The following is a 25,787-nucleotide window of genomic DNA, read 5'->3' on the forward strand; positions in this document are numbered from 1 at the left end:
GCGACGATCGCCATGTAGCTTGGCGCCCACGCCGGAATCTCCCTTGATCCGCCCGAACAGTTGCTGGAGCGACCACTCGAAGCGATAAGACTGGGCAAGCGGGGGAGCTCTCGACCCTTCCAGACTATACGGAGTCAGGTGATGAACGGGATCGGGATTGATGTCAGCAAGCGTCAGCTGGATATCGGTACGACGGACGGAGAAACCCTGCAGGTCGGCAACAACCGCTCCGGGTTTTCTGAACTGGATGTTTGGCTGAAGAAGCGTCCGACCAGCCAGATCGTGCTTGAAGCCACAGGTGGCTATGAGCAGCCTGTGCTGGATTTCCTGCACAAGGCCGGTCATCCGGTGGTCCGTGCCAATGCCTTGCGCGCCCGGAAACTGGCTCAGGGTCTGGGTCAGATTGCCAAAACCGACCGTTTGGATGCCTACGCGTTGGCGCAGATGGCCGCCCTGGTGAAGCTGCCTCCCTATCAGCCGCTGCAGTCTTGGCAGCAGAAGATGCGGGAGTTCGTTCGGGCACGTCGGCAGGCGATGGACGCCCTGACCATCGCGCGGCAGCAGCAGGAAATGGTGCTTGATCGTGAACTGCGCCGACTACTGCAAGGCAACATCACCCGCCTACAAACGTTGGTTGAGCGTCTGGGCAAGCAGATCGTCGAGCAGGTTGGTCAGCAGCCTCAACTGAAGATGCTGAAGTCGATGAAGGGCGTAGGGCCTGTGCTGCAGGCAGTTCTAGCCAGCTATCTGCCAGAGCTTGGCAGGATCACTGGCAAGCGCATCGCCAGCCTGGTCGGGGTAGCCCCGATGTCCCACGACAGCGGCACGATGAGAGGAAAACGAAGCATCCACGGTGGAAGAGCCGAAATCCGGCAAGTGCTCTACATGGCGGCAATGTCGGCCATGCGGCATGAACCTCGGCTGCGCGATTTTTACCAGTCGCTACGAGCCCGCGGCAAGGAAGGCAAGGTGGCCATCGTGGCAGTGATGCGGAAGATGCTGGTCATCCTCAACGCCCGTGTGCGCGACGCTGAAAGCGGGCTAGTCCCCGCCTGAGGCGAGCCAGGGCGAAAGACCAAAGGCTGCCGGCCAGCGGCCGGCACTACCGTGCCCGTTTACCTGACGGGCCTGAGACTCTCCAGCAACACAGTTGCTACAGGGACGTACTTGCGGCGTGTCCTGGCCAGCGCAAGCCCCCCGCTCTCTCCGATATCAATCAAGACGCCACAAGCCGCCAACGCATTTCATTCCGGCGCCAGCTGGTCCATCCGTATCCGGTTGGCGAACAGCGAGAACGCCAGCATGCCGGCCAGGCCGTTCGCCCGGCTCACCCAGTGCGGCAGCCAACGCGGTGGCTTCAATACACCGGACTCGAACAACGGCGCGAACGCAATCGCGTCGGTCAGGCTCATCTTGCCGGCAAACAACCAGCGGCAGACCTGCAACCGGTCCTCGGCCAGCATGTGGCGGAAGAACGTGTGCACCGACACCAGGCCGCGCAGGTACACCGTGTCCTTGGTGAACGCCAGGCCGCCACTCGGCGGTACCCCACGGAACACGCGCTGCGCCGAAGCGAAACTTTCTTCAGCGTTCTGCCCGGCATCGCAGAAATAGCGGAACACTTCGATGAAATCGGCGCCTTCGCGTGCCATGGCAATCGCTTCAGTACGCAGGCTGATGCGTTTCAGGCGCTCGATGTCGATGCTGCCGGTGATCTGCTCGGCGAAGGTGGCCAGCCCTTCCTGGGTGGCCGTCACCCGCGGCGAGGACAGTGCCAGGCTCGGCAGCACCGGCTGCTCGCGGCCGTTCAGGGCGGTCAGCGAATGCACCAATGCTTCATGGTGGAACAGCTGTGCGCGGTCGTAGGCGCTGAAGCGTGCACTGGTGCGCAGGCGGATGCGGGTCGGGCCGGCGGCGGCCTTGGACACCAGCTCCGGGTCCAGCTGCACCTGGATGATGCGCGATTCAAAGAACGCGTCCAGATCGTTCTGCAGCTGCAGTTGCAGGGCGATGGCCGAGACCGGCACCTGTTCTTCCGGCGCCAGCAGTTCGTGGTCCAGTTCGGCGGCGATCTGGATGAAGTGGCGTGCAGCCTCACGCGTACTTGGGCCATTTCCCGGCAGCGGCTGCTCGGGCGCACCGAAAAGCTGCACCGAGCAACGGTCGACGGCGGCGGTGCCCAGTCCTTCCAGCAGCTGCGCAGCCAGATCCCAGCTCTGCGCTGACTGCCGCACGTAGTGACCCAGTGGATGGCTGTCGTCGCAGTCGGCGGCAATCGCGGCCAGCGCACGACGTTCCTCGCTGAAATCCAGCTTCGGGTAGTCCACCTTCGGCAGTACCGGCTGGCCGCGTGCCACGCTGGCCAGGAACGGTGCCTGCAGCGTCGCCGGCCAGCTGGTCAGGCCCAGCAGGCGGATGCCTCCCACGGCCTCGACCAGGCGCGCATCGAGCGCTGCATGGTGGGCCACGTCACGGTCCAGCGTCGCAGTCGGTTCCATGCGCGGACTATAGCGCCCTGCCCGCACGTTGGTAGGTGCAATGGATCGGGTAGCTGCCAACCTTGGTTGGCATCCGCCGAAGGCGGGCTTCGGATACATCCGTGCCAACCAAGGTTGGCACCTACCAGGAGCGGGCAGTTGGCATCCACCCGAAGCAGGCAGAGGCGGGTTTCATTGCAGGGGTCAGAGCCCATTGCGGTGCAATGGGATCCGACCCCGCGATACCGATCAGCGCCTGCGCGGCTTGCCGGCCGGGCGGAACTGCTGGCCCTTGCCCTTCTTGCCGCCACGTTCCTGCGCGGTTTCGGCCTGGCGGACCGCCAGCTTGGCGGCGGCGGCGGCCACTTCTTCCTTCAGCTTGAAGTAGTTCAGCAGCCGGCTCTCTTCAATCTCGCCAGCCTCGATCGCTGCACGCACGGCACAGCCCGGCTCCTGCTGGTGCTTGCAGTCGTTGAAACGGCACTGTGCGGCCAGCGCTTCGATGTCCGCGAACCCACCCTCGGACAGCGTTTCTTCGCCGGTCGGCTTCAGCTCGCGCATGCCCGGGGTGTCGATCAGGCAGGCGCCGGTCGGCAGCGGCATCAGCGCGCGGTGCGTGGTGGTGTGGCGTCCGCGCGAATCGTTGGCGCGCACCGCGCTGGTCTTCATCCGCTGCTCGCCCAGCAGGGTGTTGGTCAGCGTGGACTTGCCGGCACCGGAGGAACCGACCAGCACCACCGTGCGGCCCGGGCCCAGCCACGGCTGCAGCACCGCCACGCTGTCGGCATCCAGGCCGTTGATCGCATGCAGCGCGATGCCCTGCATCTCCAGCTCTTCCAGCACCGCCAGCGCATCCTCGCTGTACTCGGTCTGGTCGGCCTTGGTCAGCACCACCACCGGTTCTGCACCGCCACCACCGACCAGCAGCAGGTAGCGTTCGATGCGGCGCGGATTGAAGTCGGCATCCAGGCCACAGACGATGAACACCGTATCGATGTTGGCGGCGATCACCTGCTGGTGGTAATGCTCGCCGGCCGCACCGCGCTTGATCGCGGTACGCCGCGGCAGCAGGGCGACGATGCGGATGCCATCGAGCAGCACCCAGTCACCCACCGCTGGCCGTTCATGGCTGGGGAAGCGCGGGCGCTGCCATTCCGGCAGCGACTCGGCCTTGATCGACGCATCCGGGCCATCGGCCACCACGTAGTGGGTGCGGTGCTGTTCGATCACCCTTGCCGGGCGGGCCTGCGGATGTGCGGCCATCGCGGCCTGCCAGTCGGCCTGCTGCGCCGGGCCCGGCCAGGGCCAGCCAATGGTCTGCAGGGCGATGAAATCGGGGGTCTGGGTCATCGCCGCCATTCTACCTGTGCCGGCGCCCTGCCAGCCCAGCAATGACGGGCCCGGAGCCCTTGCCATGCATTGCAGCAATTCCGGTAGGATGGAAGCCCCATGCCTTTTGACGGCCCAGCTCCCATGTCCACCAACTCGCCCAAGCCCCTGGTCATCCGCGAGCGCCTCTCCGAAGTGCGCTACGAAATCCGCGGAGAACTGGCACGGCGAGCGCGGGAGCTGGAAGCGCAGGGCCGCAAGCTGATCAAGCTCAACATCGGCAACCCCGGTGCGTTCGGCTTCCGTGCACCGGAACACCTTCAGCGCGCCATCGCCGATGACATGGGCCGCACCGACCCCTATACCCACCAGCAGGGCCTGCCGGTGGCGCGCGAAGCCATCGCCGCCTACTACGCCCGTCGCGGTGCGCCCGATGCACATCCGGACCGCGTGTTCGTCGGCAACGGCGTCAGCGAGCTGATCGACCTGTCGCTGCGGGCGTTGCTCAATCCGGGCGACGAGGTGCTGGTGCCCTCGCCGGACTACCCGCTGTGGTCGGCCTCGACCATCCTCAACGACGGCCGCCCGGTGTACTACCGCTGCGCCGCCGAGAACGGCTTCCAGCCGGACCCGAGCGAGATCGAGACGCTGGTGTCCTCGCGCACCCGCGCCATCGTGCTGATCAACCCGAACAATCCCAGCGGCGCCAGCTACCCGCGCGAGCTGCTGGAACGCGTGGTCGAGATCGCGCGCCGCCACAACCTGCTGCTGCTGGTCGACGAGATCTACGACCAGATCCTGTACGACGACGCGGTGTTCCAGCCGGTCGCGCCGCTGGCCGGCGACCACCCGTGCCTGACCTTCAGTGGCTTGAGCAAGGTGCACCGCGCCTGCGGCTGGCGCGTGGGCTGGGCCCACCTCAGCGGCGACGATGCGCGCTTGGGTGACTTCCGCGCCGCACTGGACCTGCTCGGTGCGCTGCGCCTGTGCGCCAACGTGCCGGGCCAGTACGCCATCGATGCCGCGGTGAATGGCCCGGACACCATATCCGAGCTGTGCACCCCGGGTGGCCGCCTGTATGAAACCCGCCGCGCGGTGATCGAAGCCTGCGAAGCCAGCGAGCACCTGTCGCTGGTCGCCCCGGCCGGTGCGCTCTATGCGTTCCCGGCCGTGGTCGGCGCCGCCGCCAAGGGCTTCGACGACCACAATTTCGCGCTGGACCTGATGAACAACGAAGGCGTGCTGGTGGTGCCTGGCTCCAGTTTCAACGTGCCCTACCGCCATCATTTCCGCGTGACCCTGCTGCCGGAAGCCTCGGTGATGCGCGATGTGTTCGCGCGCATCGACCGCGTGCTGGCCCGCCGTGCCGAGGACGCGACCAAGGTCGTGCCACTGAAGCCACGCCGCTCGGTCGCCTGAGCCGTGGCGCTGTCCTACCTGGCGCTGGGCGATTCGTACACGATCGGTGAAGCGGTGGCGGTCGAAGGCCGCTGGCCGCACCAGCTGGCCGCCGCCCTGCGCGCGCAGGGCGTGGACCTGGCCGAGCCACAGACCATCGCCACCACCGGCTGGACCACCGATGAGCTCGACGCCGGCATCGACGCAGCCGCGCCGCAGGGCCCGTTCGATTTCGTCAGCCTGCTGATCGGCGTCAACAACCAGTACCGCGGCCGACCGCTGGACGAATACCGCGTCCAGTTCCAGGCGCTGCTGCAACGTGCGATCGGCTTTGCCGGTGGTCTCCCCGAGCGTGTATTGGTGCTGTCCTTCCCCGACTGGGGCGCAACCCCGTTCGGCGCCGGTAGTGGCCGTGACCTGGCCGCGATCGAGATCGAGACCGACGAGTTCAACGCGGCCGCCGAGGTGATCAGCACCCGGCTGGGCGTGGCCTTCGTCGATATCACCGATATCAGCCGCGCGCAGGGCGAAGACCCGACGATGATTGCCGAGGACGGCCTGCATCCTTCGGCGCGGATGTACGCGCTGTGGAGCGCGCGCGCCCTGCCGGTGGTGGCGCACCTGCTTGGCGGCACGGACTGAGGCGATGGACGGCACGCCACGGAACGGCCCGCCCCTGCCCTGCACGCCCCTGACCGCCCCGCAGGCCCGCGCGATCGCCGAGGCGTTCCGCCCAGCACAGGCCTGGGGCAGCCGCCGCGACTACTACTACACCCGCGGCAAGCTCGGCAGCGACCCGTTGTACGACGGCGTGCTGCAGCATCTGCCTGACGACGGGCAGCCGCTGCTGGACCTCGGTTGCGGGCTGGGCCTGTTCGCCCATGTGCTGCGCCAGCGCGGCGGCAGCCAGCGCTATCTGGGGGTGGACGTGGATGCCGGCAAGATCACCCGCGCGCAACGCGCCGCCGCCCACCTGCACGATGTGCACTTCGACTGCCTGGATGTACAGGCGCCGCTGCCGGCGCAGGCCGGGCACGTCCTGCTGCTGGATGTGCTTCAGTACCTGGATGCGGGCCCACAGCAGGCCCTGCTGCGCGCGGCCAGCGCGCAGGTGGCCCACGGCGGCTGCCTGCTGCTGCGTACACCGCTGGCCACCGGCGATGGCCGCGACCGCACCACGCGGGTGGCGGACAGGCTGGCCTGGCTGGTCGGCTGGATGGGCACGCGACCGCGCCACTATCCGGATCCGCAGGTGCTGCAGGCGACATTGATCGAGGCCGGATTGCAGGTGACGTCGCCCCGGCCGCTGCACGGGCGTACCCCCTTCAACAGCTGGCTGCTGGTCGCCAAACGCCCTGCGTTGTAGAGCCGAGCCCATGCTCGGCTGCCCTGCGACGTCTTCCGGTGCTGCGCACCGCCGCCCGAGCATCGGCTCGGGCGCTACAGGATGATCGCCAGCCCTTGTAGAGCCGAGCCCATGCTCGGCTCCCTCAAGCGACCAGAACCCGCGGTTACAGGGTCGGCAGCTGCGCCTTCAACCCACGCTCATCCAGCGCCTGCAGCACGCGCTCGATGATCTCCAGGTTGTGGCCGTGCGCAGCACCTTCATGCAGCAGCACGATGGCACCCGGGCGCAGGTCAGGCAGCAGCCGTGCCAGCACGCCGTCCGGCGTGCAGCCGACCCCGTCGAAGCCGCGCGCGCTCCAGCCCACCCGGACCAGCCCCAATCGCTGCAGCACCGGCGCCACGAACGGATTGGTCATGCCCACCACCGAGCGGTACCAGCGCACCGGCTGGCCACCCAGCGCCTGCAATGCGTGCTGGCAGCCCTCGATCTCGGCGCGCATTGCGGCCGGGCCCAGCCGCCAGAAGCGCGCCTGCGGGTGGCTGTGGCTGTGATTGCCGAGGTCGTGGCCACGTCGCAGGATCTCGGTCACCAGTTCCGGCTGCGCCAGCGCTCGTTCCCCCACCAGGAAGAAGGTTGCACGTGCCTGGTGGCGGTCCAGCAGGTCAAGCACGGCACGGGTTTCCGGGCCAGGACCGTCATCAATGGTGAGCCAGACCGTGTTGCCAGCATCCGGAACCCGGCTCAGCACCGGCGCATAGAAGCGGCTGTTGGGCAGGAACACCGGCACCATGAACAGCGCATGGCTGGCCACCATCAGCGGCAGGCCCCAATACCAACCGGCCAGCCCCCATACCAGGATCACGACCAGCTGCGACGCCACCAGCCAAGGCAGCCAGCGCCAGGGGCGGGCCGGGATGCGATGCAATGTTCCTGTGTTGCTCATCCCCCATGATGCCATGGGGGTTAGAATTGGCGATTCGAATTCCCGGAACCCCGACGTCCATGTCCCTCGATCCCGCCCTGCGTTCGCGCATCGAAACCATCCTCAACGACAACCGCGTCGTGCTGTTCATGAAGGGCCAGCCGTCGATGCCGCAGTGTGGTTTCTCGGCCAAGGCCGTGGGCGCCCTGCAGGACCTCGGCGTCGAGTTCGCCCATGTCAACGTGCTGGCCGACCAGGAAATCCGTGAGGGCATCAAGGCCTATGGCGACTGGCCGACGATCCCGCAGCTGTACATCGACGGCGAACTGGTCGGCGGCAGCGACATCGTGCTGCAGATGGCCGCCAGTGGCGAGCTGAGCAGCGTGCTCGGCCTGGCCGCACCGGACCGCACCCCGCCGAGCATCACCGTCACTCCGGCCGCCGTGGAAATGCTCAAGGGCGCGTTGGCCGACGCCCCGGGCGCCGCCCTGCAGCTGAGCATCGACGCCGGCTTCCAGCCGAACTTCCAGCTGGCCCCGCACGACGAAGGCGCGATCGCCGCCGAGTCCAACGGCCTGCGCGTGCAGTTCGACCTGGCCAGCGCCCGTCGCGCCAATGGCATCACCATCGACTGGGTGGACGACATCCGCGGCAAGGGCCTGGCGATCGACAACCCGAACGCGCCCAAGCCGGTACAGGAAATCAGCGTGCGTGATGCCGACGACCTGGTGCGTGCCGGCAACATCACCCTGGTGGACGTGCGCCCGGCCGACGAGCGCGCCATCGCCGCGGTCGGCGTGCCGTTCAAGAGCTTCGACGGCAACGGCCGCGCCGAGCTGGAAGCCCTGCCCAAGGACACTGCGCTGGCCTTCATGTGCCACCACGGCGGCCGCAGCGCGCAGGCCGCCGAGCAGTTCCGCGCCCTGGGCTTCACCAAGGTGTTCAACGTCACCGGCGGCATCAACGCCTGGTCGGAAGACGTGGACAACGGCGTGCCGAAGTACTGATCGGCACTGAAAAAGGGGACGGAGGGGATTAAGTCGTTTGTGCCTCAAACGACTTAATCCCCTCCGTCCCCTTTTTCTTAGCCGGCGAACCCGCCTTCGGCCAGGTAATCCAGTTCTTCCGGCGTGGGGATGCGGCCCAGCACGGCGTTGCGATGCGGGAAGCGACCGAAGCGGCGGATGATGTCGCGGTGCAGTTCGGCGTACTGCAGGTATTCCTTGTCACCCAGCACGTCGAACATCGCCACCGAGCGGTCCTGGTCCAGCGGATCCTCGGAGTGCTCGAACGGCAGGTAGATGAAGGCGCGCAGCTTGGGCACCAGCTGCAGGTCCAGGCCTTCCTCGATGGCACGCATGGCGTAATGCCGCGCCAGGCCGTCGGTCGCATAGGAATGCGCGGTACCACGGAAGCAGTTGCGCGGGAACTGGTCCAGCAGCAGCATCAGGGCCAGCGCCCCTTCGGCACTGCCCAACCAATGCTCGCGCCCGCGCGAAGCCGCTGCGAAATGCTCATCCAGAAACAACTGGCGGAACTGCGCGTCGAACGCGTCGTCGCGGGCGAACCACTTCGCAGGGCCCGCCTCCTTCCAGAATTCCACCACTTGCGCGGCAACGTCCATTACCTACTCCCAGGCCCGGACGCCCCGCGTCCGGCCTTCATCATCATTCGTCGAAGCGCAGGTGGCGGACCGACTTGCCGTTGCGCCGGATAAGCTTAAGCGCCTCGATGCCGATCTGGATATGGTTTTCCACGAACTGGGAGCTGACCTTGGCATCGGAGGCCTCGGTCTTGACCCCGTCCGGGATCATCGGCTGGTCCGAAACCAGCAGCAGCGCGCCGCTGGGGATGTGGTTGGCGAAGCCGGCGGCGAACACCGTAGCCGTTTCCATGTCGATGGCCATGCAGCGCATTGCCCGCAGCCGCTCCTTGAAGGCCTCGTCGTGCTCCCAGACCCGGCGGTTGGTGGTGTAGACGGTGCCGGTCCAGTAATCGTGGCCGAGGTCGCGGATCATGGTCGAAACCGCACGCTGCAGCGCGAAGGCCGGCAGCGCCGGTACTTCCGGTGGCAGGTAGTCGCCCGAGGTGCCCTCGCCGCGGATCGCCGCGATCGGGAGCACCAGGTCGCCCAGCTGGTTCTTGCGCTTGAGGCCGCCGCACTTGCCCAGGAACAACACCGCCTTGGGCATCACCGCCGACAGCAGGTCCATGATGATCGCGGCATTGGGACTGCCCATGCCGAAGTTGATCATGGTGATGCCATCGATGGTGGCACTGGCCATCGGCCGGTCCAGGCCGATGACCGGCGCACCGGTCAGCTCCGAGAACGTATGCAGGTAGCCGCCGAAGTTGGTCAGCAGGATGTGCTGGCCGAACTGGTCCAGCGGTACGCCGGTATAGCGCGGCAGCCAGTTGTCGACGATTTCCTGCTTGCTCTTCATGGACGGTCCGGTACGGCGGGGGACCGGCTATTTTCGGCCAGCCGGGCGATGCCGTCGAGCAGCCGCACGCCACCATGTGAAGAAGGTCACTTGGCAAGCACGCCACCGCCCGGCTAGCGTCGGCGGCTTGGACTACGCCGCGAGGGGAACTGCATGGCATCGACGTTGTTGCGCGCCGGGGTGGCACTGGCGCTGCTTTCATTGAGCACGGCACCGGCAGTGGGCGCCTCGCGCTTCGTCGCCGATCCCTATCCCAGCACCTACCAGGCGCATCCCGATGCGCCAGTGCTGATCCAGAACGCTACCGTGCTGACTGGCACCGGCCAGCGGCTGGACAACGCCGACGTGCTGCTGCGCGATGGTCGCATCGTCGCGGTCGGCCGCCAGCTGCAGGCCGACCCCGGCATCACCCGCATCGACGCGCAGGGCAAGTGGGTGACCCCGGGCCTGATCGACGTGCACTCGCATCTGGGCGTGTACCCCAGCCCCGGTGTTGGCGCGCACAGCGACGGCAACGAGATGACCGCACCGGTCACCGCCAATGTCTGGGCCGAACACTCGGTGTGGCCGCAGGACCCGGGCTTCGCCACCGCGCTGGCCGGCGGCGTGACCAGCATGCAGGTGCTGCCGGGCTCGGCCAACCTGGTGGGGGGCCGCGGCGTGACCCTCAAGAACGTACCCGCGGTGACCTACCAGGCGATGAAGTTCCCCGGTGCGCCCTGGGGCCTGAAAATGGCCTGCGGTGAGAATCCCAAGCGGGTCTACGGCGAAGGCAAGGGTGTGACCCCGGCCACGCGCATGGGCAACGTGGCCGGCTATCGCGCGGCCTTCATCGATGCCGCCGACTACATCGCCAAGAACAAGCCGAAGCCGGCCAAGCGCAAGGGCTGGTTCGGCAGCGACAAGGGCGACAGCGCCGGTGATGCCGGCGGCAAGCGCGATCTCAAGCTGGACACCCTGGCCGGTGCGATCGAAGGCGACATCCGCGTGCACATCCACTGCTACCGCGCCGACGAGATGGCCACCATGCTCGACCTGGCCAAGGAGTTCGGCTTCAAGGTCGCTGCGTTCCACCATGGCGTGGAGGCCTACAAGCTGGCCGACCGGCTGGCCGCCGACGGCGTCTGCGGCGCGTTGTGGGCCGACTGGTGGGGCTTCAAGATGGAAGCCTTCGACGGTATCCCGGAGAACATCGCGCTGGTCGACCGCCCGAAGAACAGCTGCGCCATCGTCCACTCCGATTCACCCGAGGGCATCCAGCGCCTGAACCAGGAAGCCGCCAAGGTGATGGCCTCCGCGCGACGCGCACGCATGCCGGAGATCACGCCCGAACATGCCATCACCTGGATGACCGCCAACGCCGCCAAGGCGCTGGGCATCGAAGGCCAGACCGGCACCCTGGAGGCCGGCAAGATGGCCGACGTGGTGGTGTGGAATGGCAATCCCTTCAGTTCGTATGCACTGGCCGAACAGGTCTTCGTCGATGGACGGCGCCTGTACGACCGCAGCACGCCGCAAGCGACGCCGCGTTCCGATTTCCAGCTTGGCCAGGAGGTGCGCTGATGGGCGTGTTGAACAAGCGTCGCCGGGCATGGCCCGGCGCTACCTTGGTTGCGCTGTTGTTGATGACAACCGCAGCCTCGGCGCAGGACCTGCTGGTGCGCAACGCGACCGTGCATACGGCCAGCACGCGTGGCAGCCTGCAGAACGCCGATGTGCTGGTGCAGGGCGGCATCATCCGCGCGGTGGGCAACGGCCTGTCGGCGCCGGCCGGCGCCACCGTGGTCGAGGCCAGTGGCCGTCCCCTGACACCGGCACTGTTCGGTGGCATCACCGAGACTGGCATCGAAGAAGTTTCCGGTGAATCGAGCACGGTGGACAGTTCTCTGAAGATCGGCGAGCAACCGCTGCGGCCGGAATTCGAGGTCACCCTCGCCTACAACCCGGCTTCAGTGCTGATTCCGGTAACGCGGCTGGAAGGCATCGGCTTCACTGCATTGGGGGCAGCCACCGGCGGTGGCTTCGTGGCCGGCCAGGGCGGTGTGATGCGACTCGATGGCAGCATCGACCCGATCGGCCCGCGTGCCCTGTTCCTGCGCATCGGCGCGGCAGCCTCCGAACTGACCGGGCATTCGCGCGCCGCGCAATGGATGCTGTTGCAGCAGATGATCGACGAAGCACGCGGACAGGTGGCCGCGGACTCGCCGCACGCGCTGCTGACGCCAGCCGGACGCCGCACGCTCAGTCGCTACCTGGCCGGCCAGGGCCGCATCGTGGTGGAAGTGGACCGTGCCGCCGACATCCGCCAGCTGCTGCGCTGGGCCGCCCGCGAGAAAGTGAAGATTGCCATCGCCGGCGCCAGCGAAGCCTGGCAGGTGGCCCCGGAACTGGCCGCTGCGCACGTGCCGGTGTTCGTCGACGTGCTGGCCAATCTGCCCGCCAGCTTCGACCAGATCGGTGCCACCCTGGAAAACGCTGCGCGCCTGCAGCGTGCCGGCGTAGCGGTCTCCTTCGTGCAGCGCGGCGACGCCACCCACAACGCGCGCAAGATGCGCCAGCTGGCCGGCAACGCGGTGGCCAACGGCCTGCCGTGGGCCGATGGCCTGGCCGGGCTGACCCGGGTGCCTGCACAGGCGTTCGGGGTGGCCGACCAGATCGGCAGCATCGAGCCCGGCAAGCGCGCCGACCTGGTGCTGTGGGAAGGCGATCCGCTGGACGTGGCGCACTATGCCGAGCAGGTCTGGCTGGGCGGCCGTGCGATGCCGATGCGCTCACGGCAGACCGAACTGCGTGACCGCTACCTGCAGCGCAACGCGCAGCCCTGACCGCACACGAGGACACACCGATGGCGACACTGCGCTGGTACTTCGACTTCATCTCTCCGTACTCCTACCTGCACTGGCAGAAGCTGAAGCAGCTGCCGCAGTTCGCGCAGATCCAGACCGTGCCGATCGCCTTCGGTGCGGTGCTGCATCACCTTGGCAATCTCGGTCCGGCGGAGATTCCGGCCAAGCGGCGCTTCATCTACCGCCAGCTGCTGTGGACCGCGCAGGCCGAGGGCACGCCGCTGCGCTTCCCACCGGGCCATCCGTTCAACCCGTTGTCCGCCCTGCGCCTGTGCCTGGCCGCCGGTGCCAGCACGCAGGCGGTGGACGCGCTGTTCGACTGGATCTGGCGCGACGGCAATGCCGCCGACAGCGCCGAGGCGCTGCGCGAGCCCGGCGCCCGGCTGGGCATCGATGATGTCGCCACGGCCATCGCCGAACCGGCGGTCAAGGAGCAGTTGCGGCGCAATACCGAAGCCGCGATCAGCGCCGGCGTGTTCGGTGTGCCGACCCTGGCCATCGACGGGGAGCTGTTCTGGGGCAACGACGCCCACCCGCTGATGGCGGCGGTGCTGGCCGATCCGGGCCTGCTGCGGCAGCCCGAATGGCAGCGACTGGCCACCCTGCCGGTGGCGGTGCAGCGCAGTCGCTGAACAGGGCGTGGCGCGTTTCCCTCGCGCGCCTGCCTGGGATTTGAGATAGATTTCACGTTTCCGAACCTACAACCGCCCTGGAGGGGGAGCCGCGGATGCGCATCGGAATCGTCGTCGACTCGGCCTGCGACCTGCCGCAGGCCTTCATTGCCGAACACAACATCGTGCTGCTGCCGATCACCGTACGCATCGGCGAAGCGGTGCTGGCCGATCATCGCGATGAGCAGGCCACGCTGAGCTTCCTGCACGCGCACGTTGCCGAACACGGTGCTGAAGCGGAAACCATTGCCTTCAGCGTCAACCAGATCCGCGACCTGTTCCTGCAGCAGCTGGTGATCGATTACGACCACGTGTTCTGCATGACCATCACCAAGACCCGCAGCCCGATCCACGACAACGCGCTGCAGGCCAGTTTCGCCATCCTCAACGACTACAAGCCGGTGCGGCAGGCAGCGGGCTACAACTCGCCGTTCGCGCTGCGCGTGCTCGACACCCAGAACCTGTTCGCCGCGCAGGCAGTGACCGCGGTGGAAGCGGTGCGCCTGCGCGACAGCAACGCCAGCGTGCAGCAGATCCGCGAGCGGCTGGAAGAACTGGCCGGCAACGTACACGGCTACATGGTCACCCGCGACCTGTACTACATGCGTGCGCGCGCACGGCACAAGGGCGATCGCAGCGTCGGCCTGCTCAGCGCCGCACTGGGCAGTGCGCTGGACATCAAGCCGGTGCTGCACGGTTACCGCGGCGAGACCGGGCCGGTGGCCAAGATCAAGGGCTTCGACAACGCCGTGCAGAAGCTGTTCGCGGTGGTTGGCCAGCGCGTGCGCGCCGGGCTGATGACACCGACGGTGTGCGTCAGCTACGGCGGTGAGCTGGACGAGCTGCGCACCCTGCCCGGCTATGCACAGCTGAAAGAGGTCTGCGCCACCCATGGCGTGACCGTGTACGAATCGGTGATGAGCCTGACCGGCATGGTCAATGTCGGCAAGGGCGCGGTCACCGTGGGCTTCGCCGATGGGCCGCATCGGTTCGAGTGAGGCCCCAACGCGGCGCGGATCTGCACATCGATTCCACCGCGGTTGTGCCAGTCTTCCCGCACTTCAAGGAGAACTCCATGCCTGCGCAGTACCACATCAGCCTGCCCGACCCGTCCAAGGCCCGCGGCAATGACCCTGACCTGTCCTTCCATTCGCAGGGCGCCGCCGGTTTCGCCGAAGAGCTGCAGGATGCGCTGCGCAATGGCAGCCTGTTCGAGCGCTGGAAGGCCAAGCAGCCTGACCCGGACGCGGTGGAACCGCAGTGGGGCGTGACCGATCCGGATGCCACCGTGACCGGCGAGCAGAAGGACCTGCGCATCAACCTGGTGGCCACCACCCGCATCGACAGTGACGTGTTCAAGCAGCGCCTGCGCCTGCTGGCCGGCAGCCATTGGGAGCTGCGCGACGTACGTTGAGGCAACCGCCCGCCGGGCATGGCCCGGCGCTACCGCCCGCACGTCGTGATCGGCCCGGCGCCGATGGGCGTGCTCTGGTAGATGCCAACCTTGGTTGGCGCTTGCACAAACGGCTGCCAACCAAGGTTGGCAACTACCAAGCCGCAGGGCATGGCCCGGCGCTACCGACACGATGGATAGCGCCGGGCCATGCCCGGCGTTTCCATTTCCCTACCAGCCACCGCCCAGCGCGCGGTACAGCTCCACCCGCGCGATCGCAGCCGTGGCCTGGCTGTTGGCCAGTGCAGCCTGGTTGTCCAGCGCGATGCGCTGGGTGGTCAGCACATCCAGCATGTCGACCACGCCAGCCTGGTACTGCCGGCGCGCCGCGCCCAGTGCGCTCTCGCTCTCTTCCACCGCCACATGCAGCTGCACCGTGCGCTGCTGCTCGGCGGCATAGCCATCGATGGCGTCGTCCACTTCATGCCAGGCCTGCAGCACGGTACGGCGGAACTGCAGCGCCGACTGTTGCTGCTGCAGCCTGCTCAGCGCGAGGTTGGCCTTCAGCCGCCCGCCCTGGAAGATCGGTACGCTGATCGACGGGCCGATGCTGAAGCGGTGCGCGTTCCAGCCATCCAAATCATCCAGCTGCTTGGCCTGGAACCCAGCGTCGCCATTCAAGGTGATGCGCGGCAGGAAACTGGCCTTGGCCACGCCGATGCCGGCCGTTGCCGCGTGCAGTGCCGCTTCGGCACGACGGATGTCCGGGCGACGCTCGGCCAGTTCACTGGGCAACCCCACCACTACGGCCGGCAACGCCGGCCAGTCACGGCGTGCATCCTGCAGCTGCGCGTCCAGCGCCTGCGGCGGCTGCGCCAGCAGGAACGCCAGCGCATTGCGCAGCTGCGATTCACGATGCCGCAGCGGCGCGATGCGTGCCTGCAGCGATGCCACCTGCGCGGACGCGCTGGACACCTGCAGCGTGCTGGCCACGCCCTGTTGCTGGCGTGCCTCGGTCAGGCGCTTCATGTCGAGAGCGATGCTGAGGTTGTCCTCGGTGATCGCCAGCAGCTGCCGCGTCGCGCGCAGCTGCAGGTAATCACGCGCGGTTTCCGCCAGCAGCGCGATGCGCACCGCGTGTGCATCCTCCTCGGCCATCTGCACGCGTGCGTCGGCCGCTTCCACCTGGCGGCGCACACGCCCCCACAGGTCCAGTTCCCAGCTCAGGCCGATGCCGGCCTGGAACAGCCCGTAGTCATCACGGCCGCCGTTGCCGGACGGATCATTCAGGCCCACCTCGCTGTTGCGTGCACGCACGCCACTGGCGCTCGCGCTGACGCTGGGCAGGCGATCGGCGGCGGTGATGCCACGTGCGGCGCGGCTCTGCTGCACGCGGTTGGCGGCCAGCTGCAGGTCCAGGTTGGCCGCGAGCACCTGGCCGGCAAGCTGCGCCAGCAGTGGATCGTCGAAGCCGGCCCACCAGGCCGCGTCCTGGTCGATGGCGTTGCCGGCGACCGCCTCACCCTGCCAGTGGCTGGGCAGTTCCGCCTGCGGGCGTACGAAGTCCGGACCCATCGTGCAGGCAGCCAGGGCCGTGCACAGGCTGGCCGCAACGAAGGTGCGGAACAGGGTGACTGCGCTCATGCACCCTCCCCGCTCTTGTGGCCCGGACTGTGCTGCACGCTCTGCGCGCGGGCGCGGCTGCCCAGGTCAACACTGGCTTCCACCGACATGCCGGCACGCAGCTGGTCCAGCAGTGGCTGGCCCGGTTCCAGCACGATCTTCACCGGAATGCGCTGCACCACCTTGGTGAAGTTGCCGGTGGCGTTTTCCGGTGCGACGGCGGCGAAGGTGACGCCGGTGGCCGGTGCGATGCTGTCGATGTGCCCGCGCAGTGGCTTGCCCGGGAACACGTCCACCTTCAGCTCGACCTGCTGGCCGGCCTGCATGCGGGTCATCTGCGTTTCCTGGAAGTTGGCGACCACGAAGGCGCGCTTCAGCGGTACCACCGCAGCCACCGGCGTACCAGGTGTCAGGTAGGCGCCCACGCGCACGGCGCGGCGGCCGACCATGCCGTCGATCGGCGCGCGCAGCACGGTGTGCGACAGATCCAGTTCGGCGCGCGCCTGCGCCGCTTCTGCACGCTGTACCGCCGCCTGCGCGGCCTGCACGCCAGCGCTGAGGATGTCGGTGCGCTGGCGTGCGGTCGACAGTGCGGCCTGGCCCTGCAGCAGATGCGCACTGGCCACGGCCTGCTTCGACTGCGCCTGCTGGGCGTTCTGCACGGTGCCGGCGCCATCACGGGCCAGTTCGCGGTAACGCTGCTGGTCGGCGCTGGCCAGGGTCAGTTCGGAACGGCTGACATCGACACTGGCCCTGGCCTGTTCAATCAGCGAGTCCTGCTGGGCCAGTGCGGCCTGCGCGTTGGCCAGCTGTGCGCGGGCATTGGCGAGGTCGGCACGGGCCGCCTGCAGGGCCACCTGGTAGTCGCGGTCGTCGATGCGGGCAAGCACGTCGCCCGCCTTCACCGACTGGTTGTCCTCTACTTCCACGGCACTGACGAAGCCGGGAATCTTCGGCGCAACCAGCGTGTAGTCGGCAACGACATAGGCATTGTTGGTGGTCTGGTGACCGCCGTCGCGCAGCAGCAGCCAGGCACCGATGGCCAGGGCCAGCACGCCCAGGCCCAGGCCGGTATTGAGAGTGGTTCGATTGATCGTCATGAGGGGGTTCCTGCGAAAGGTTCAGGCCACGGCACGTGGCGGATGGATGCGGGTGGGCATCCAGGCAATGAGGGGAATGAAGGCCAGCGCCACCAGCGCGACCAGCCAGTACAGGTCGGCCGAGGTCAGCGCCTGCACCTGCGCATGCAGGCGCGCCCCCAGCTGCGGGCCCTCGGCCAGCCACGGCTGCTCGCCAAGGCGGTCGACCAGCACGGTGGAATGGAAATGACGGCGGCCCTGGGCGACGGCATCCAGCACGCCGCTGGCGAGCACGGCAGCAAAGCCCTTGACCGTGTTGAACCACGCCGAGGCGAACGGACCGTCCTGCGGTGCCAGCCCGCCAGTGGCCAGCATCAGCAGCGGCAACACCGCCATCGGCTGGGCGAATACCTGCAGCAGCTGTACCCACAGGAAGTTGTCGCGGATCCAGGCCACATCCAGATGCGAGCCCAGCCAGCAGGCCAAGGCCAGCATCGCCAGGCCGGTGGCCTGCACCCAGCGGCAATCCACTGCACGGATGTTCAGCAACGCCGCCACCAACGGCAGTGCGATCGCTTGTGGCAGCGCCACCCACAGCAGCATCGGTGCGGTCTGCAATGGCCGGTAGCCCTGAACGCTGGCCAGGAAACCGGAGGGAATCGAGATCACCGCCAGCAGCACGAACAGCACGCCGCCCAGGGTCACCAGCGAGTAGCTGAGGTTGCGGTTGGCCAGCAGCTGCAGCTTGAAGAATGGCAGCGGGTGGAACCATTCATTGATCATGAACAGCACCATCAGGCCGGCGCCGCCACCGATCATCAGGGTGATCATCGGCGAGTCGAACCAGTTCAGGCGCGGGCCCTGCACCAGGCCCAGCACCAGCAGCACCAGCGCCGGCAGGCCCAGCGCCAGGCCCACGCCATCGAACTGGGCAAAACGCTCCAGCCGCAGCGGGTCCTGTGGCAGGCCCCAGCTGACCATCGCCATGGCGGCCAGGCAGTACGGCACGATCTGCCAGAACGCCCAGTGCCAGCCCACCTGCTCGACCCAGAACGCGGCCAGCGGCGTGCCCATGCTCGGGCCGAAGGTGGCGGTCAACGCGTAACCCGCCAGGCCATACAGCTTGATGCCCGGCGGCAGGAAGCGCAGTGCCACGCTCATCAGCAGCGGCGGCAGCGCACCACCACACAGCCCCTGCAGCGCGCGCAGCAGCAGGAACACCTGCAGGTTCGGGGCAAGCGGGCAGAGCACGCCCAGCACCATGAAGCCACCAATCATCACCAGCGCGAAGCGGCGCAGCGAGAAGGTGGCGGCACACCACGGGGCGAAGGCCATCGCGCTGACCGACATCGCGCTGTAGAGGGCGACGATCCAGCTGCCGTCGTCGACGCTGAAACCCATCGCACCGCGGATGTCAGCCAGGGCGACCTTGGTGATGTTCTCGTTGAAGCCCGACACCAGCACCGCCAGCAGCACGCCACACAGGCCGACCAGAACGCGGCGGTCGAGCCCGGGGGCGGCGGCAGGACGGGGCGCTGCAGCGGCCGGGACAGCGGCGGCCGGCGTACTCATCGCCGGGCACCGATCCGTGCAGTGCACGGCATATTGGGGGTCATTGGAATGCGCTCAGTGAAACTCCGGGGAGCGCAGTCTAGGGAGACGGTACCCTGCGAAAAATGGCGCGGCCGGCATCCCAGGCGTGCGTCCGGCGCACGCCTGCCGCCAATCAGTGGCGAGCCGCCTCGACCGAATCGCACATGCTCTTGATCGCCCGCCGCAGCCACTGGTGGGCCGGATCGTTGTCCATCCGCGGGTGCCAGGCCTGCACCAGCGCAACGGTACGCACCGGTACCGGCAACGGGAACATGCGCAGCGGCAGGCCCATGTGGGCGATGCGGTCGAGCATCACACTCGGCATCTGCGGCAGCACCAGGTCCGAATCGGCAGCGGCGAAGATCGCACCATGGAAGGTGGGAATCACCACCGCCACCCGCCGCTGCAGGCCCAGCGCTGCCAGCTCCTCGTCGATCGGTCCGTGCGCCAGGCCGCGCCGGGACACCGCGATGTGATCGCAGGCAGCGAAACGTTCGGCGCTGATATCGCCATCGAACAAGGGATGGTCGGCGCGCGCCGCACCCAGCAGCGAGGTGGTGAACAGGTGCTGCACCTTGGTTTCCGGGCTGTGCTTGCCAGCGGTGCTGATGTACAGGTCGATCCGCCCCTGCACCATCGCATCATCATCGGTATCGCCCTCGGGTACGAAGCGCAGCATGCAGCCCGGTGCCTGCTGGCGGAACACCTCGCGCAGCCGCCCACCGTAGCTGCCGATGAACACATCGTTGGCGCGCACGCTGAAGGTCCGTTCCAGGGTTGCCATGTCCACTTCACGGCCGGCATTGAACACGCGGTGCGCCTGCTCGATGACGTCGCGGACCTGCTCGCGCAGTTCCAGCGCGCGCGGGGTGGGGGCCAGGCCGCGGCCGGCGCGCACCAGCACCGGGTCGCCAAGCGCGGTCCGGATCCGGCCGAGGGTACGGCTCATCGCCGGCGCGCTCAGGTTCATCCGCCGCGCGGCGGCGGCCACGCTGCATTCGTCGATCAGCACGTCCAGTGCCAACAACAGGTTCAGGTCCGGCAGGGGCATGACAGTCTCCAGTAAATCAGATGACTCTACGACACTCGTTACCGGCATGGAGTGCGTTTGACGCATTCATTGACTGCCGCGCACGGCATGGGTGCGCGCGGTGACATCGGCGACCATCCCCGTCCTGCAAAGGAGACATCCATGTTCACTACCCTGCTGGTCGCCCTCGACGGTGGCCCCCAGCACGCACGCGTGCTGGACCTGGCCGCCGCCATTGCCGGCCCCCGCAGCCGCCTGCACCTGCTGTGCGTGCTCGACCCCGAATTCGCGCTGGCGGCCGATGCCAGCGACGCCGACCGCATCGAGTACCCGGAAGCCGCCCGCCAGCGCTCGCGGGCCGAAGCGGTGCTGGCCGAAGCCCTGGCCGAGCTGCGCGAGCGCGGCGTCGACGCCATCGCGCAGATTCCCTCGGGTGACCCGGGCGAAGTGATCAGCGAGCAGGCCCGGCGCCTGAAGTGCGATCTGATCGTCATCGGCCACCGCCACCTGTCCCGCCTGGAACGCCTGTTCGAACCCTCGATCGGGCAATGGACCATCGACCACGCGCCCTGTCCCGTGCTGGTGGAAACCCGCGACCCACAACCCTAGCAACCATGGCCTCCCGTTCCCCGTTGTTTCCCACCCGCGTCAACTACCGCGCCTTCGGCCGCCAGTTCGGCCGCGGCGAACAGGCACTGCTGGCGGCGATACGCCAGCTGCACGATCCTGATCAACAGGCCGATGGACTCGCCCAGCTGAGCAGCCTCGGTATTGATCCCGAAGGCTGCGACGCGTTCGTCGGCCTGCTGCCGCTGCTGGCCACGCCTGCCGCTCCGATCGATCTGCTGCCGGCCGGCTCTCCGTTCATTGCCGCCAGCGAACTGGACCTGCTGGTCTGCCTCCTGCGCATCGCACAATGGCGGCATGCCCGCCCGCGCGAAGATGACACGCTGGCACCGCTGCGCCAGCAGCTGGCGCGCTGTGCGATGGCCGTGCAGGCGGCAAACCTGCCGTTGCGCCAGCGCTCGTTGTCACCGGTCGGGCTGAGGTTGCTCGATCCCACTGGCTGGTTGCGGCAGCGCTGACCCGGCCGCGCCGCCCGTGCGCAATCACGCACGGGGACCGGGCACCCGGCGCGCTCAGCAATCCATCCTGCCGTGCGCACTGCCTTCGTCGTCGAGCACGTGCGCATGCAGGATCACCTGGTTGCGACCGGCACGCTTGGCGGCGTACAGGCCGGCATCGGCATCCGCCAGCAACTGATCGGCGCTGGCCAGAGCCGGCGGGTGCAGGTAGCCCACGCCGATGCTGATACTGACCGACCCTTCGGGCAGTGGCAGCGCCGCCACCGCCTCACGCAGGCGCTCGGCCAGCGCCAGCACGCCCGACAGCGGGCTTCCGGGCACGATCACCGCAAATTCCTCGCCGCCGTAACGGGCAACACTGTCACCGGCACGGCCGGCACTGATCTTCAGGACCGTGGCCACGGCCTGCAGGCAGCGGTCCCCGGCCGGATGTCCGTGGCGGTCGTTGAAGACCTTGAAATGGTCGATGTCCAGCAACAGCAGCCCCAGCTCGCTGCCGCTGCGCCGCGCACGGTTCCATTCCGCCAGCAGCAGTGCATCGAACTCGCGCCGGTTGGCCACACCAGTCAGGCCATCCTGCCGAGCGAGCTGGTCCAGCGATGCCTGCCGTTCCATCAGGTCCACCTGCAGCAGGATGCTGCGCACGCCGAAGCCCAGCGTTGCCACCACGAAGCCAGTGACCGCCAGCGGCCGCGCATGGTCGACCACCAGGGTACCGACCACCAGCAGCAGCAATGGCAGGATCATCGGCCCCGCCGCCTGCACCGTTCTGCCCAGCCTCGGGTGCATCACGAACGTCGGCGCAGGCGCCTGGCTCATCGCCAGCAACGCCAGCAGCAGGAACGGCAGGTCGATCAGCAGATCGTTGTAGGCACCGAAGGACTGTTCCGAGGTGTAGTGGTTGATGTAGTACGCCACCATCAGGTAGCCCACCGCGTAGATCGCCAGCGCGCGGAAGAAGTTGCGCCGCTCCGGAACGTCGCCCACCAGCCAGCGCACCACCGCAAACCCGGCAATGCACAGATTCTGGATATCGAACATGCGCTGCATGTTGGACAACGCGTGGTCGTCGATGTCGACGCGCGCGGCGAACGACTGCGCATGCACGAAGAACAGCACGCCCAGCAATGCCGCCATCGCCGCGTCGATCAGGCTGATGCTCAGCCGCTCGCGGCGTGCACGGGCCAGGATGAACACCAGCGGCACGCCGTACAGCACATACAGGAACAGGCTGGCCTGCGGCGTGACATCGGCACGGCCGGCACCGAGCGCATCGATCATGTTGACGGCCATGCCACCCGCCCAGAGCAGCAGCGCCAGGGCGGTGGCGCGCCAGCCGAGCGCGGCACGGTCGCGGCGCGCCCGCCACAGGCAGGCCGCCGCCGCCAGCAACGGGGCGCCCGTGAGGAACCCGAAGGAACCCGCACCGGCCGGACCCGGCCACAGGGCCACGACCAGGCCGTGGCACAGCACATACAGCAGCGCCAGCACTACCGGCATGCATCCCCCGATCCGCAAGGCCGTATGGGCGCACGATAGCCCCGCCCGCGCCACGGCCACGTGATCCAATACGGCAATACGACACTTCGCGTGCCCCGCCATGGGAGTGCCGGCCGCTGGCCGGCAATCCCGGGGAATCACAGGGCTGCAGGTTGCCGGCCAGCGGCCGGCACTACCGGAAAGCCGTCAGCCGTGCAGGGCGCGGGCGTGGTGGGCGATGTGCTCGCCGATGAAACTGGCGATGAAGTAGTAGCTGTGGTCGTAGCCCGGCTGCAGGCGCAGGGTCAGCGGATGGCCGGCGGCATCACAGGCCTGCTGCAGGCGCTGCGGTTGCAGCTGGGTCTGCAGGAATTCATCCGCCTCGCCCTGGTCGACCAGCAACGGCAGGCGCTCAGTGGCCACCGCGACCAGTTCGCTGGCATCCCACTGCGCCCAGTCCGCCGGGTTGTCGCCCAGGTAGGCGTGGAAGGCCTTCTGCCCCCACGGCACGTGGCTGGGCGCAACGATCGGCGAGAACGCCGACACGCTGCGGTAGCGCCCCGGGTTGCGCAGCGCGATCACCAGCGCACCGTGACCGCCCATCGAGTGGCCGCTGATGCCGCGCGCATCGGTGACCGGGAAATTCGCCTCGATCAGTGCCGGCAGTTCCTGCGCCACGTAGTCGTGCATGCGGTAGTGCTTCGCCCACGGTGCACGCGTGGCATTGAGGTAGAACCCCGCCCCCTTGCCCAGGTCATAGCCCTCGGCATCGGCCACGTCATCGCCGCGTGGGCTGGTATCGGGCGCGACGATGATCACGCCATGCTCGGCCGCGTAGCGCTGCGCGCCCGCCTTGGTGATGACGTTCTGCTCGGTGCAGGTCAGCCCGCTCAGCCAGTAAAGCACCGGCAGTTTCTGCGTTTCCGCCTGCGGCGGCAGGTACACGGCGAACTGCATGTCGCAGCCCAGCGTGGTGGAATGATGCCGGTAGACGTCCTGCCAGCCGCCGAAACAGGCGCGGTGTTCAATGCGTTCCATGGTGCTCTCCTGCGCGGCGCGTCAGCGCACGCGTGCTTCTGGTAGATGCCGACCTTGGTCGGCTTATCCACGCGCGGCGTGGATGCCTTTGTTGATCCGTTCATCCAGCTGCGCCAGCAGGCGCAGCAACGATTCGACGCCAGGCTGGCCATCAAGATTGCGCCAGGCCGCCACGGCCACATCGCTGCGCGGCGGCCACTGTCCGGCTGCGCGCGCCTCATGAAGGCGCGGCAGGAATACCTGCGCAAGCCACTGCTCGAACGGCATGCCATCGTCGCTGCCGAAGGCCGAGGTCACCGCACGCGGTGGCCCCACCTCCCCCACTACCCAGCCCAGCGCACGCAACGCCTGCTCGATCGGAGCCACCAGGGCCGCGCGCGGGTCTTCCGCACGCGGCTGGCGCACAGCATCCAGCCAGCCCATGACGCGGCTCAGTAGTGGACCACCGAACGGATCGACTTGCCTTCGTGCATCAGGTCGAACGCTTCGTTGATCTTGTCTAGGTTCATGGTGTGGGTGACGAACGGTGCCAATTCGATATCGCCCTTCATCGCGTCCTCCACCATGCCCGGCAACTGGCTGCGGCCCTTCACGCCGCCGAAGGCAGTGCCCATCCACTTGCGCCCGGTCACCAGCTGGAACGGACGGGTGGAGATCTCCTGGCCGGAACCGGCCACGCCGATCACCACGCTCTGGCCCCAGCCACGGTGCGCGCATTCCAGCGCCGCGCGCATCACGTTGACGTTGCCGATGCACTCGAAGCTGTGGTCCACGCCCCAGGTGGTCATCTCGACGATGACCTGCTGGATCGGCTTGTCGTAGTCCTTCGGGTTGATGCAGTCGGTGGCGCCGAATTCGCGGGCCAGCTCGAACTTGGACGGGTTGGTGTCCACCGCGATGATGCGGCCGGCCTTGGCCTGGCGCGCACCCTGGATCACTGCCAGGCCGATGCCACCCAGGCCGAACACCGCCACGCTGTCGCCTTCCTGCACCTTGGCGGTGTTGTGCACCGCGCCGATGCCGGTGGTGACGCCACAACCGAGCAGGCAGACGTGCTCCGGGTTCGCGTCCGGATTGATCTTCGCCAGCGAGACTTCGGCCACCACGGTGTACTCGCTGAAGGTCGAGCAACCCATGTAGTGGTACAGCGGCTCGCCGTTGTAGCTGAAGCGGCTGGTGCCGTCGGGCATCACGCCCTTGCCCTGGGTGGCACGTACCGACACGCACAGGTTGGTCTTGCCGCTCTTGCAGAACAGGCACTCGCCGCACTCGGCGGTGTACAGCGGAATGACGTGGTCGCCCGGCTTGACGCTGGTCACGCCCTCGCCCACTTCCACCACGATGCCGGCACCTTCATGGCCGAGCACCGCCGGGAACAGGCCTTCCGGATCATCGCCGGACAGGGTGAATGCATCGGTGTGGCAGACACCGGTATGGGTGATCCTGACCAGCACTTCGCCCGCCTTCGGCGGGGCGACGTCGATCTCGACGATCTGCAGCGGCTGGCCGGGACCAAAGGCGACGGCGGCACGGGACTTCATGGTGGACTCTCCAGACATAGGGAAAACGGGATGCACGGCGCGGTGATGCGCCATCGCTTACTTCAGGTACGAGCGGATCAACGCGCTCATGTCGCGCACGCGTTCGGCGCGCTGTTCATCGGAGGCCGCGGGTTGGCCGAACTCCTCGCGCAGATGGGCCTCCATCACTTCGGACATCAGGCCGTTGACCGCACCACGGATGGCGGCGATCTGCTGCAGCACCGGCCCGCAGTCGGCACCGGCTTCCAGCGCGCGGTCCAGCGCATCGCACTGGCCGCGGATGCGGCGCACGCGGGCCAGGACCTTCTTCTTCTCTTCGGGGGAGTGCGGCATGGCGTGCCACCTGGAAACTATACTGGGGGATAGTATACACGCCCTTCCAAACGAGCCCCTCCCCTGCCAGCCCGCGTGCCTGACAACAGGCGTCGCTTAAAGTGAATGAATCGTAAATAGATTCAAATGTTACTTTTTCGTGGCATAGGGTGTCGATT

The 25,787-nt window shown here is 67.6% G+C and carries 26 protein-coding genes; 12 read left to right on the forward strand and 14 right to left on the reverse strand.

Annotated features, from left to right (window positions below; all coding sequences use genetic code 11):
• Positions 1-141: 141 nt before the first annotated feature.
• Positions 142-1,056, forward strand: a complete 915-nt coding sequence (locus AC3ITW_RS18360) for an IS110 family RNA-guided transposase (protein WP_489389826.1) — start codon at positions 142-144, stop codon at positions 1,054-1,056.
• A 188-nt stretch (positions 1,057-1,244) separates the two neighbouring features.
• On the opposite strand, the gene AC3ITW_RS18365 is transcribed toward AC3ITW_RS18360, so the two are convergent.
• On the reverse strand, positions 1,245-2,498 hold the full coding sequence (locus AC3ITW_RS18365) for a flavohemoglobin expression-modulating QEGLA motif protein (protein WP_012512063.1): 1,254 nt from the start codon (positions 2,496-2,498) through the stop codon (positions 1,245-1,247).
• Between the two features lie 228 nt (positions 2,499-2,726).
• Positions 2,727-3,836, reverse strand: coding sequence for a ribosome small subunit-dependent GTPase A (gene rsgA / locus AC3ITW_RS18370; protein WP_489390372.1), 1,110 nt, complete (start codon positions 3,834-3,836; stop codon positions 2,727-2,729).
• Between the two features lie 114 nt (positions 3,837-3,950).
• On the opposite strand from rsgA, the gene AC3ITW_RS18375 reads away from it, so the two are divergent.
• From AC3ITW_RS18375 to AC3ITW_RS18385, 3 genes are read left to right on the forward strand one after another with little or no spacing between them, the layout of a single operon-like run.
• Complete coding sequence (locus AC3ITW_RS18375; RefSeq protein ID WP_489389827.1) at positions 3,951-5,225, forward strand: pyridoxal phosphate-dependent aminotransferase; 1,275 nt, start codon at positions 3,951-3,953, stop codon at positions 5,223-5,225.
• A 3-nt stretch (positions 5,226-5,228) separates the two neighbouring features.
• Positions 5,229-5,846 (forward strand): SGNH/GDSL hydrolase family protein, encoded by a 618-nt coding sequence (locus AC3ITW_RS18380; protein WP_489389828.1) that lies wholly within the window; start codon positions 5,229-5,231, stop codon positions 5,844-5,846.
• A 4-nt stretch (positions 5,847-5,850) separates the two neighbouring features.
• Positions 5,851-6,570: a methyltransferase domain-containing protein gene (locus AC3ITW_RS18385; protein WP_489389829.1), complete on the forward strand. Its 720-nt coding sequence runs from the start codon at positions 5,851-5,853 to the stop codon at positions 6,568-6,570.
• 145 nt (positions 6,571-6,715) lie between these two features.
• On the opposite strand, the gene AC3ITW_RS18390 is transcribed toward AC3ITW_RS18385, so the two are convergent.
• Entirely contained in the window at positions 6,716-7,495 is a 780-nt protein-coding gene (locus AC3ITW_RS18390) for a polysaccharide deacetylase family protein (RefSeq protein ID WP_489389830.1), read from the reverse strand.
• Between the two features lie 59 nt (positions 7,496-7,554).
• Here AC3ITW_RS18390 and grxD point away from each other — a divergent pair, with 59 nt between their 5' ends.
• Positions 7,555-8,481 carry a Grx4 family monothiol glutaredoxin gene (gene grxD / locus AC3ITW_RS18395; protein ID WP_012512068.1) on the forward strand — a complete coding sequence of 309 codons (927 nt, stop codon included), beginning with the start codon at positions 7,555-7,557 and terminating at the stop codon, positions 8,479-8,481.
• A gap of 77 nt (positions 8,482-8,558) precedes the next feature.
• Here grxD and AC3ITW_RS18400 read toward each other — a convergent pair whose 3' ends face one another.
• Together AC3ITW_RS18400 and AC3ITW_RS18405 are read right to left on the reverse strand one after the other, a co-directional pair.
• Positions 8,559-9,098, reverse strand: a complete 540-nt coding sequence (locus AC3ITW_RS18400) for a DUF924 family protein (protein ID WP_006384394.1) — start codon at positions 9,096-9,098, stop codon at positions 8,559-8,561.
• A gap of 43 nt (positions 9,099-9,141) precedes the next feature.
• A complete protein-coding gene (locus tag AC3ITW_RS18405; protein WP_005414446.1) occupies positions 9,142-9,918 on the reverse strand; it encodes an AMP nucleosidase in 777 nt (258 codons plus the stop codon).
• Between the two features lie 153 nt (positions 9,919-10,071).
• Here AC3ITW_RS18405 and AC3ITW_RS18410 point away from each other — a divergent pair, with 153 nt between their 5' ends.
• From AC3ITW_RS18410 to AC3ITW_RS18430, 5 genes are all read left to right on the forward strand, one after another.
• Positions 10,072-11,481, forward strand: a complete 1,410-nt coding sequence (locus tag AC3ITW_RS18410) for an amidohydrolase (RefSeq protein ID WP_100435257.1) — start codon at positions 10,072-10,074, stop codon at positions 11,479-11,481.
• Entirely contained in the window at positions 11,481-12,743 is a 1,263-nt protein-coding gene (locus AC3ITW_RS18415; RefSeq protein ID WP_100435256.1) for an amidohydrolase family protein, read from the forward strand. The genes AC3ITW_RS18410 and AC3ITW_RS18415 overlap by 1 nt, the downstream gene beginning before the upstream one ends.
• A 20-nt stretch (positions 12,744-12,763) precedes the next feature.
• Entirely contained in the window at positions 12,764-13,396 is a 633-nt protein-coding gene (locus AC3ITW_RS18420) for a 2-hydroxychromene-2-carboxylate isomerase (protein WP_100435255.1), read from the forward strand.
• Positions 13,397-13,491: 95 nt separating this feature from the next.
• Positions 13,492-14,433, forward strand: coding sequence for a DegV family protein (locus AC3ITW_RS18425; protein ID WP_006384416.1), 942 nt, complete (start codon positions 13,492-13,494; stop codon positions 14,431-14,433).
• A gap of 77 nt (positions 14,434-14,510) precedes the next feature.
• Entirely contained in the window at positions 14,511-14,849 is a 339-nt protein-coding gene (locus AC3ITW_RS18430; protein WP_012512073.1) for a hypothetical protein, read from the forward strand.
• Between the two features lie 210 nt (positions 14,850-15,059).
• Here AC3ITW_RS18430 and AC3ITW_RS18435 read toward each other — a convergent pair whose 3' ends face one another.
• From AC3ITW_RS18435 to AC3ITW_RS18450, 4 genes are all read right to left on the reverse strand, one after another.
• Positions 15,060-16,472 carry an efflux transporter outer membrane subunit gene (locus AC3ITW_RS18435; protein WP_100435254.1) on the reverse strand — a complete coding sequence of 471 codons (1,413 nt, stop codon included), beginning with the start codon at positions 16,470-16,472 and terminating at the stop codon, positions 15,060-15,062.
• A complete protein-coding gene (locus AC3ITW_RS18440) occupies positions 16,469-17,551 on the reverse strand; it encodes an HlyD family secretion protein (RefSeq protein WP_100435253.1) in 1,083 nt (360 codons plus the stop codon). The genes AC3ITW_RS18435 and AC3ITW_RS18440 overlap by 4 nt, the downstream gene beginning before the upstream one ends.
• A gap of 21 nt (positions 17,552-17,572) precedes the next feature.
• A complete protein-coding gene (locus AC3ITW_RS18445) occupies positions 17,573-19,102 on the reverse strand; it encodes an MFS transporter (protein ID WP_100435252.1) in 1,530 nt (509 codons plus the stop codon).
• 154 nt (positions 19,103-19,256) lie between these two features.
• On the reverse strand, positions 19,257-20,174 hold the full coding sequence (locus tag AC3ITW_RS18450; RefSeq protein ID WP_012512076.1) for a LysR family transcriptional regulator: 918 nt from the start codon (positions 20,172-20,174) through the stop codon (positions 19,257-19,259).
• A 141-nt stretch (positions 20,175-20,315) separates the two neighbouring features.
• On the opposite strand from AC3ITW_RS18450, the gene AC3ITW_RS18455 reads away from it, so the two are divergent.
• Both AC3ITW_RS18455 and AC3ITW_RS18460 read left to right on the forward strand, forming a co-directional pair.
• On the forward strand, positions 20,316-20,762 hold the full coding sequence (locus AC3ITW_RS18455; protein ID WP_088027082.1) for a universal stress protein: 447 nt from the start codon (positions 20,316-20,318) through the stop codon (positions 20,760-20,762).
• A 5-nt stretch (positions 20,763-20,767) separates the two neighbouring features.
• The gene (locus AC3ITW_RS18460) at positions 20,768-21,238 is read left to right on the forward strand and encodes a hypothetical protein (RefSeq protein ID WP_489389831.1); all 471 of its coding nucleotides are present in this window, start codon (positions 20,768-20,770) and stop codon (positions 21,236-21,238) included.
• Positions 21,239-21,292: 54 nt separating this feature from the next.
• On the opposite strand, the gene AC3ITW_RS18465 is transcribed toward AC3ITW_RS18460, so the two are convergent.
• The 5 genes from AC3ITW_RS18465 to frmR all read right to left on the reverse strand — a co-directional run bounded on the left by AC3ITW_RS18465 (position 21,293) and on the right by frmR (position 25,629).
• Positions 21,293-22,738 (reverse strand): GGDEF domain-containing protein, encoded by a 1,446-nt coding sequence (locus tag AC3ITW_RS18465; protein ID WP_012512079.1) that lies wholly within the window; start codon positions 22,736-22,738, stop codon positions 21,293-21,295.
• A gap of 186 nt (positions 22,739-22,924) precedes the next feature.
• Positions 22,925-23,755 (reverse strand): S-formylglutathione hydrolase, encoded by an 831-nt coding sequence (gene fghA, locus AC3ITW_RS18470; RefSeq protein ID WP_006384580.1) that lies wholly within the window; start codon positions 23,753-23,755, stop codon positions 22,925-22,927.
• Between the two features lie 63 nt (positions 23,756-23,818).
• Positions 23,819-24,178, reverse strand: coding sequence for a YqcC family protein (locus tag AC3ITW_RS18475; RefSeq protein ID WP_032972183.1), 360 nt, complete (start codon positions 24,176-24,178; stop codon positions 23,819-23,821).
• Between the two features lie 8 nt (positions 24,179-24,186).
• Positions 24,187-25,296, reverse strand: coding sequence for an S-(hydroxymethyl)glutathione dehydrogenase/class III alcohol dehydrogenase (locus tag AC3ITW_RS18480; protein ID WP_100435250.1), 1,110 nt, complete (start codon positions 25,294-25,296; stop codon positions 24,187-24,189).
• 57 nt (positions 25,297-25,353) lie between these two features.
• Positions 25,354-25,629, reverse strand: coding sequence for a formaldehyde-responsive transcriptional repressor FrmR (gene frmR, locus AC3ITW_RS18485; RefSeq protein WP_005411009.1), 276 nt, complete (start codon positions 25,627-25,629; stop codon positions 25,354-25,356).
• Positions 25,630-25,787: the final 158 nt, after the last annotated feature.

It is taken from the genome of Stenotrophomonas sp. KH_052 (assembly GCF_057838755.1).

What these genes read in the sequence shown, in the direction of transcription:
- AC3ITW_RS18465 (WP_012512079.1), bottom strand. Translation starts at nt 22,738, where the DNA reads ATGCCGGTAGTGCTGGCGCTGCTGTATGTGCTGTGCCACGGCCTGGTC.
- AC3ITW_RS18410 (WP_100435257.1), top strand. Translation starts at nt 10,072, where the DNA reads ATGGCATCGACGTTGTTGCGCGCCGGGGTGGCACTGGCGCTGCTTTCA.
- rsgA (WP_489390372.1), bottom strand. Translation starts at nt 3,836, where the DNA reads ATGGCGGCGATGACCCAGACCCCCGATTTCATCGCCCTGCAGACCATT.
- AC3ITW_RS18405 (WP_005414446.1), bottom strand. Translation starts at nt 9,918, where the DNA reads ATGAAGAGCAAGCAGGAAATCGTCGACAACTGGCTGCCGCGCTATACC.
- AC3ITW_RS18480 (WP_100435250.1), bottom strand. Translation starts at nt 25,296, where the DNA reads ATGAAGTCCCGTGCCGCCGTCGCCTTTGGTCCCGGCCAGCCGCTGCAG.
- AC3ITW_RS18390 (WP_489389830.1), bottom strand. Translation starts at nt 7,495, where the DNA reads ATGAGCAACACAGGAACATTGCATCGCATCCCGGCCCGCCCCTGGCGC.
- AC3ITW_RS18415 (WP_100435256.1), top strand. Translation starts at nt 11,481, where the DNA reads ATGGGCGTGTTGAACAAGCGTCGCCGGGCATGGCCCGGCGCTACCTTG.
- grxD (WP_012512068.1), top strand. Translation starts at nt 7,555, where the DNA reads ATGTCCCTCGATCCCGCCCTGCGTTCGCGCATCGAAACCATCCTCAAC.
- AC3ITW_RS18375 (WP_489389827.1), top strand. Translation starts at nt 3,951, where the DNA reads ATGTCCACCAACTCGCCCAAGCCCCTGGTCATCCGCGAGCGCCTCTCC.
- AC3ITW_RS18460 (WP_489389831.1), top strand. Translation starts at nt 20,768, where the DNA reads ATGGCCTCCCGTTCCCCGTTGTTTCCCACCCGCGTCAACTACCGCGCC.
- AC3ITW_RS18425 (WP_006384416.1), top strand. Translation starts at nt 13,492, where the DNA reads ATGCGCATCGGAATCGTCGTCGACTCGGCCTGCGACCTGCCGCAGGCC.
- AC3ITW_RS18455 (WP_088027082.1), top strand. Translation starts at nt 20,316, where the DNA reads ATGTTCACTACCCTGCTGGTCGCCCTCGACGGTGGCCCCCAGCACGCA.
- AC3ITW_RS18475 (WP_032972183.1), bottom strand. Translation starts at nt 24,178, where the DNA reads ATGGGCTGGCTGGATGCTGTGCGCCAGCCGCGTGCGGAAGACCCGCGC.
- AC3ITW_RS18435 (WP_100435254.1), bottom strand. Translation starts at nt 16,472, where the DNA reads ATGAGCGCAGTCACCCTGTTCCGCACCTTCGTTGCGGCCAGCCTGTGC.
- AC3ITW_RS18440 (WP_100435253.1), bottom strand. Translation starts at nt 17,551, where the DNA reads ATGACGATCAATCGAACCACTCTCAATACCGGCCTGGGCCTGGGCGTG.
- AC3ITW_RS18385 (WP_489389829.1), top strand. Translation starts at nt 5,851, where the DNA reads ATGGACGGCACGCCACGGAACGGCCCGCCCCTGCCCTGCACGCCCCTG.
- AC3ITW_RS18360 (WP_489389826.1), top strand. Translation starts at nt 142, where the DNA reads ATGAACGGGATCGGGATTGATGTCAGCAAGCGTCAGCTGGATATCGGT.
- AC3ITW_RS18420 (WP_100435255.1), top strand. Translation starts at nt 12,764, where the DNA reads ATGGCGACACTGCGCTGGTACTTCGACTTCATCTCTCCGTACTCCTAC.
- AC3ITW_RS18365 (WP_012512063.1), bottom strand. Translation starts at nt 2,498, where the DNA reads ATGGAACCGACTGCGACGCTGGACCGTGACGTGGCCCACCATGCAGCG.
- fghA (WP_006384580.1), bottom strand. Translation starts at nt 23,755, where the DNA reads ATGGAACGCATTGAACACCGCGCCTGTTTCGGCGGCTGGCAGGACGTC.
- AC3ITW_RS18445 (WP_100435252.1), bottom strand. Translation starts at nt 19,102, where the DNA reads ATGAGTACGCCGGCCGCCGCTGTCCCGGCCGCTGCAGCGCCCCGTCCT.
- AC3ITW_RS18450 (WP_012512076.1), bottom strand. Translation starts at nt 20,174, where the DNA reads ATGCCCCTGCCGGACCTGAACCTGTTGTTGGCACTGGACGTGCTGATC.
- AC3ITW_RS18400 (WP_006384394.1), bottom strand. Translation starts at nt 9,098, where the DNA reads ATGGACGTTGCCGCGCAAGTGGTGGAATTCTGGAAGGAGGCGGGCCCT.
- frmR (WP_005411009.1), bottom strand. Translation starts at nt 25,629, where the DNA reads ATGCCGCACTCCCCCGAAGAGAAGAAGAAGGTCCTGGCCCGCGTGCGC.
- AC3ITW_RS18430 (WP_012512073.1), top strand. Translation starts at nt 14,511, where the DNA reads ATGCCTGCGCAGTACCACATCAGCCTGCCCGACCCGTCCAAGGCCCGC.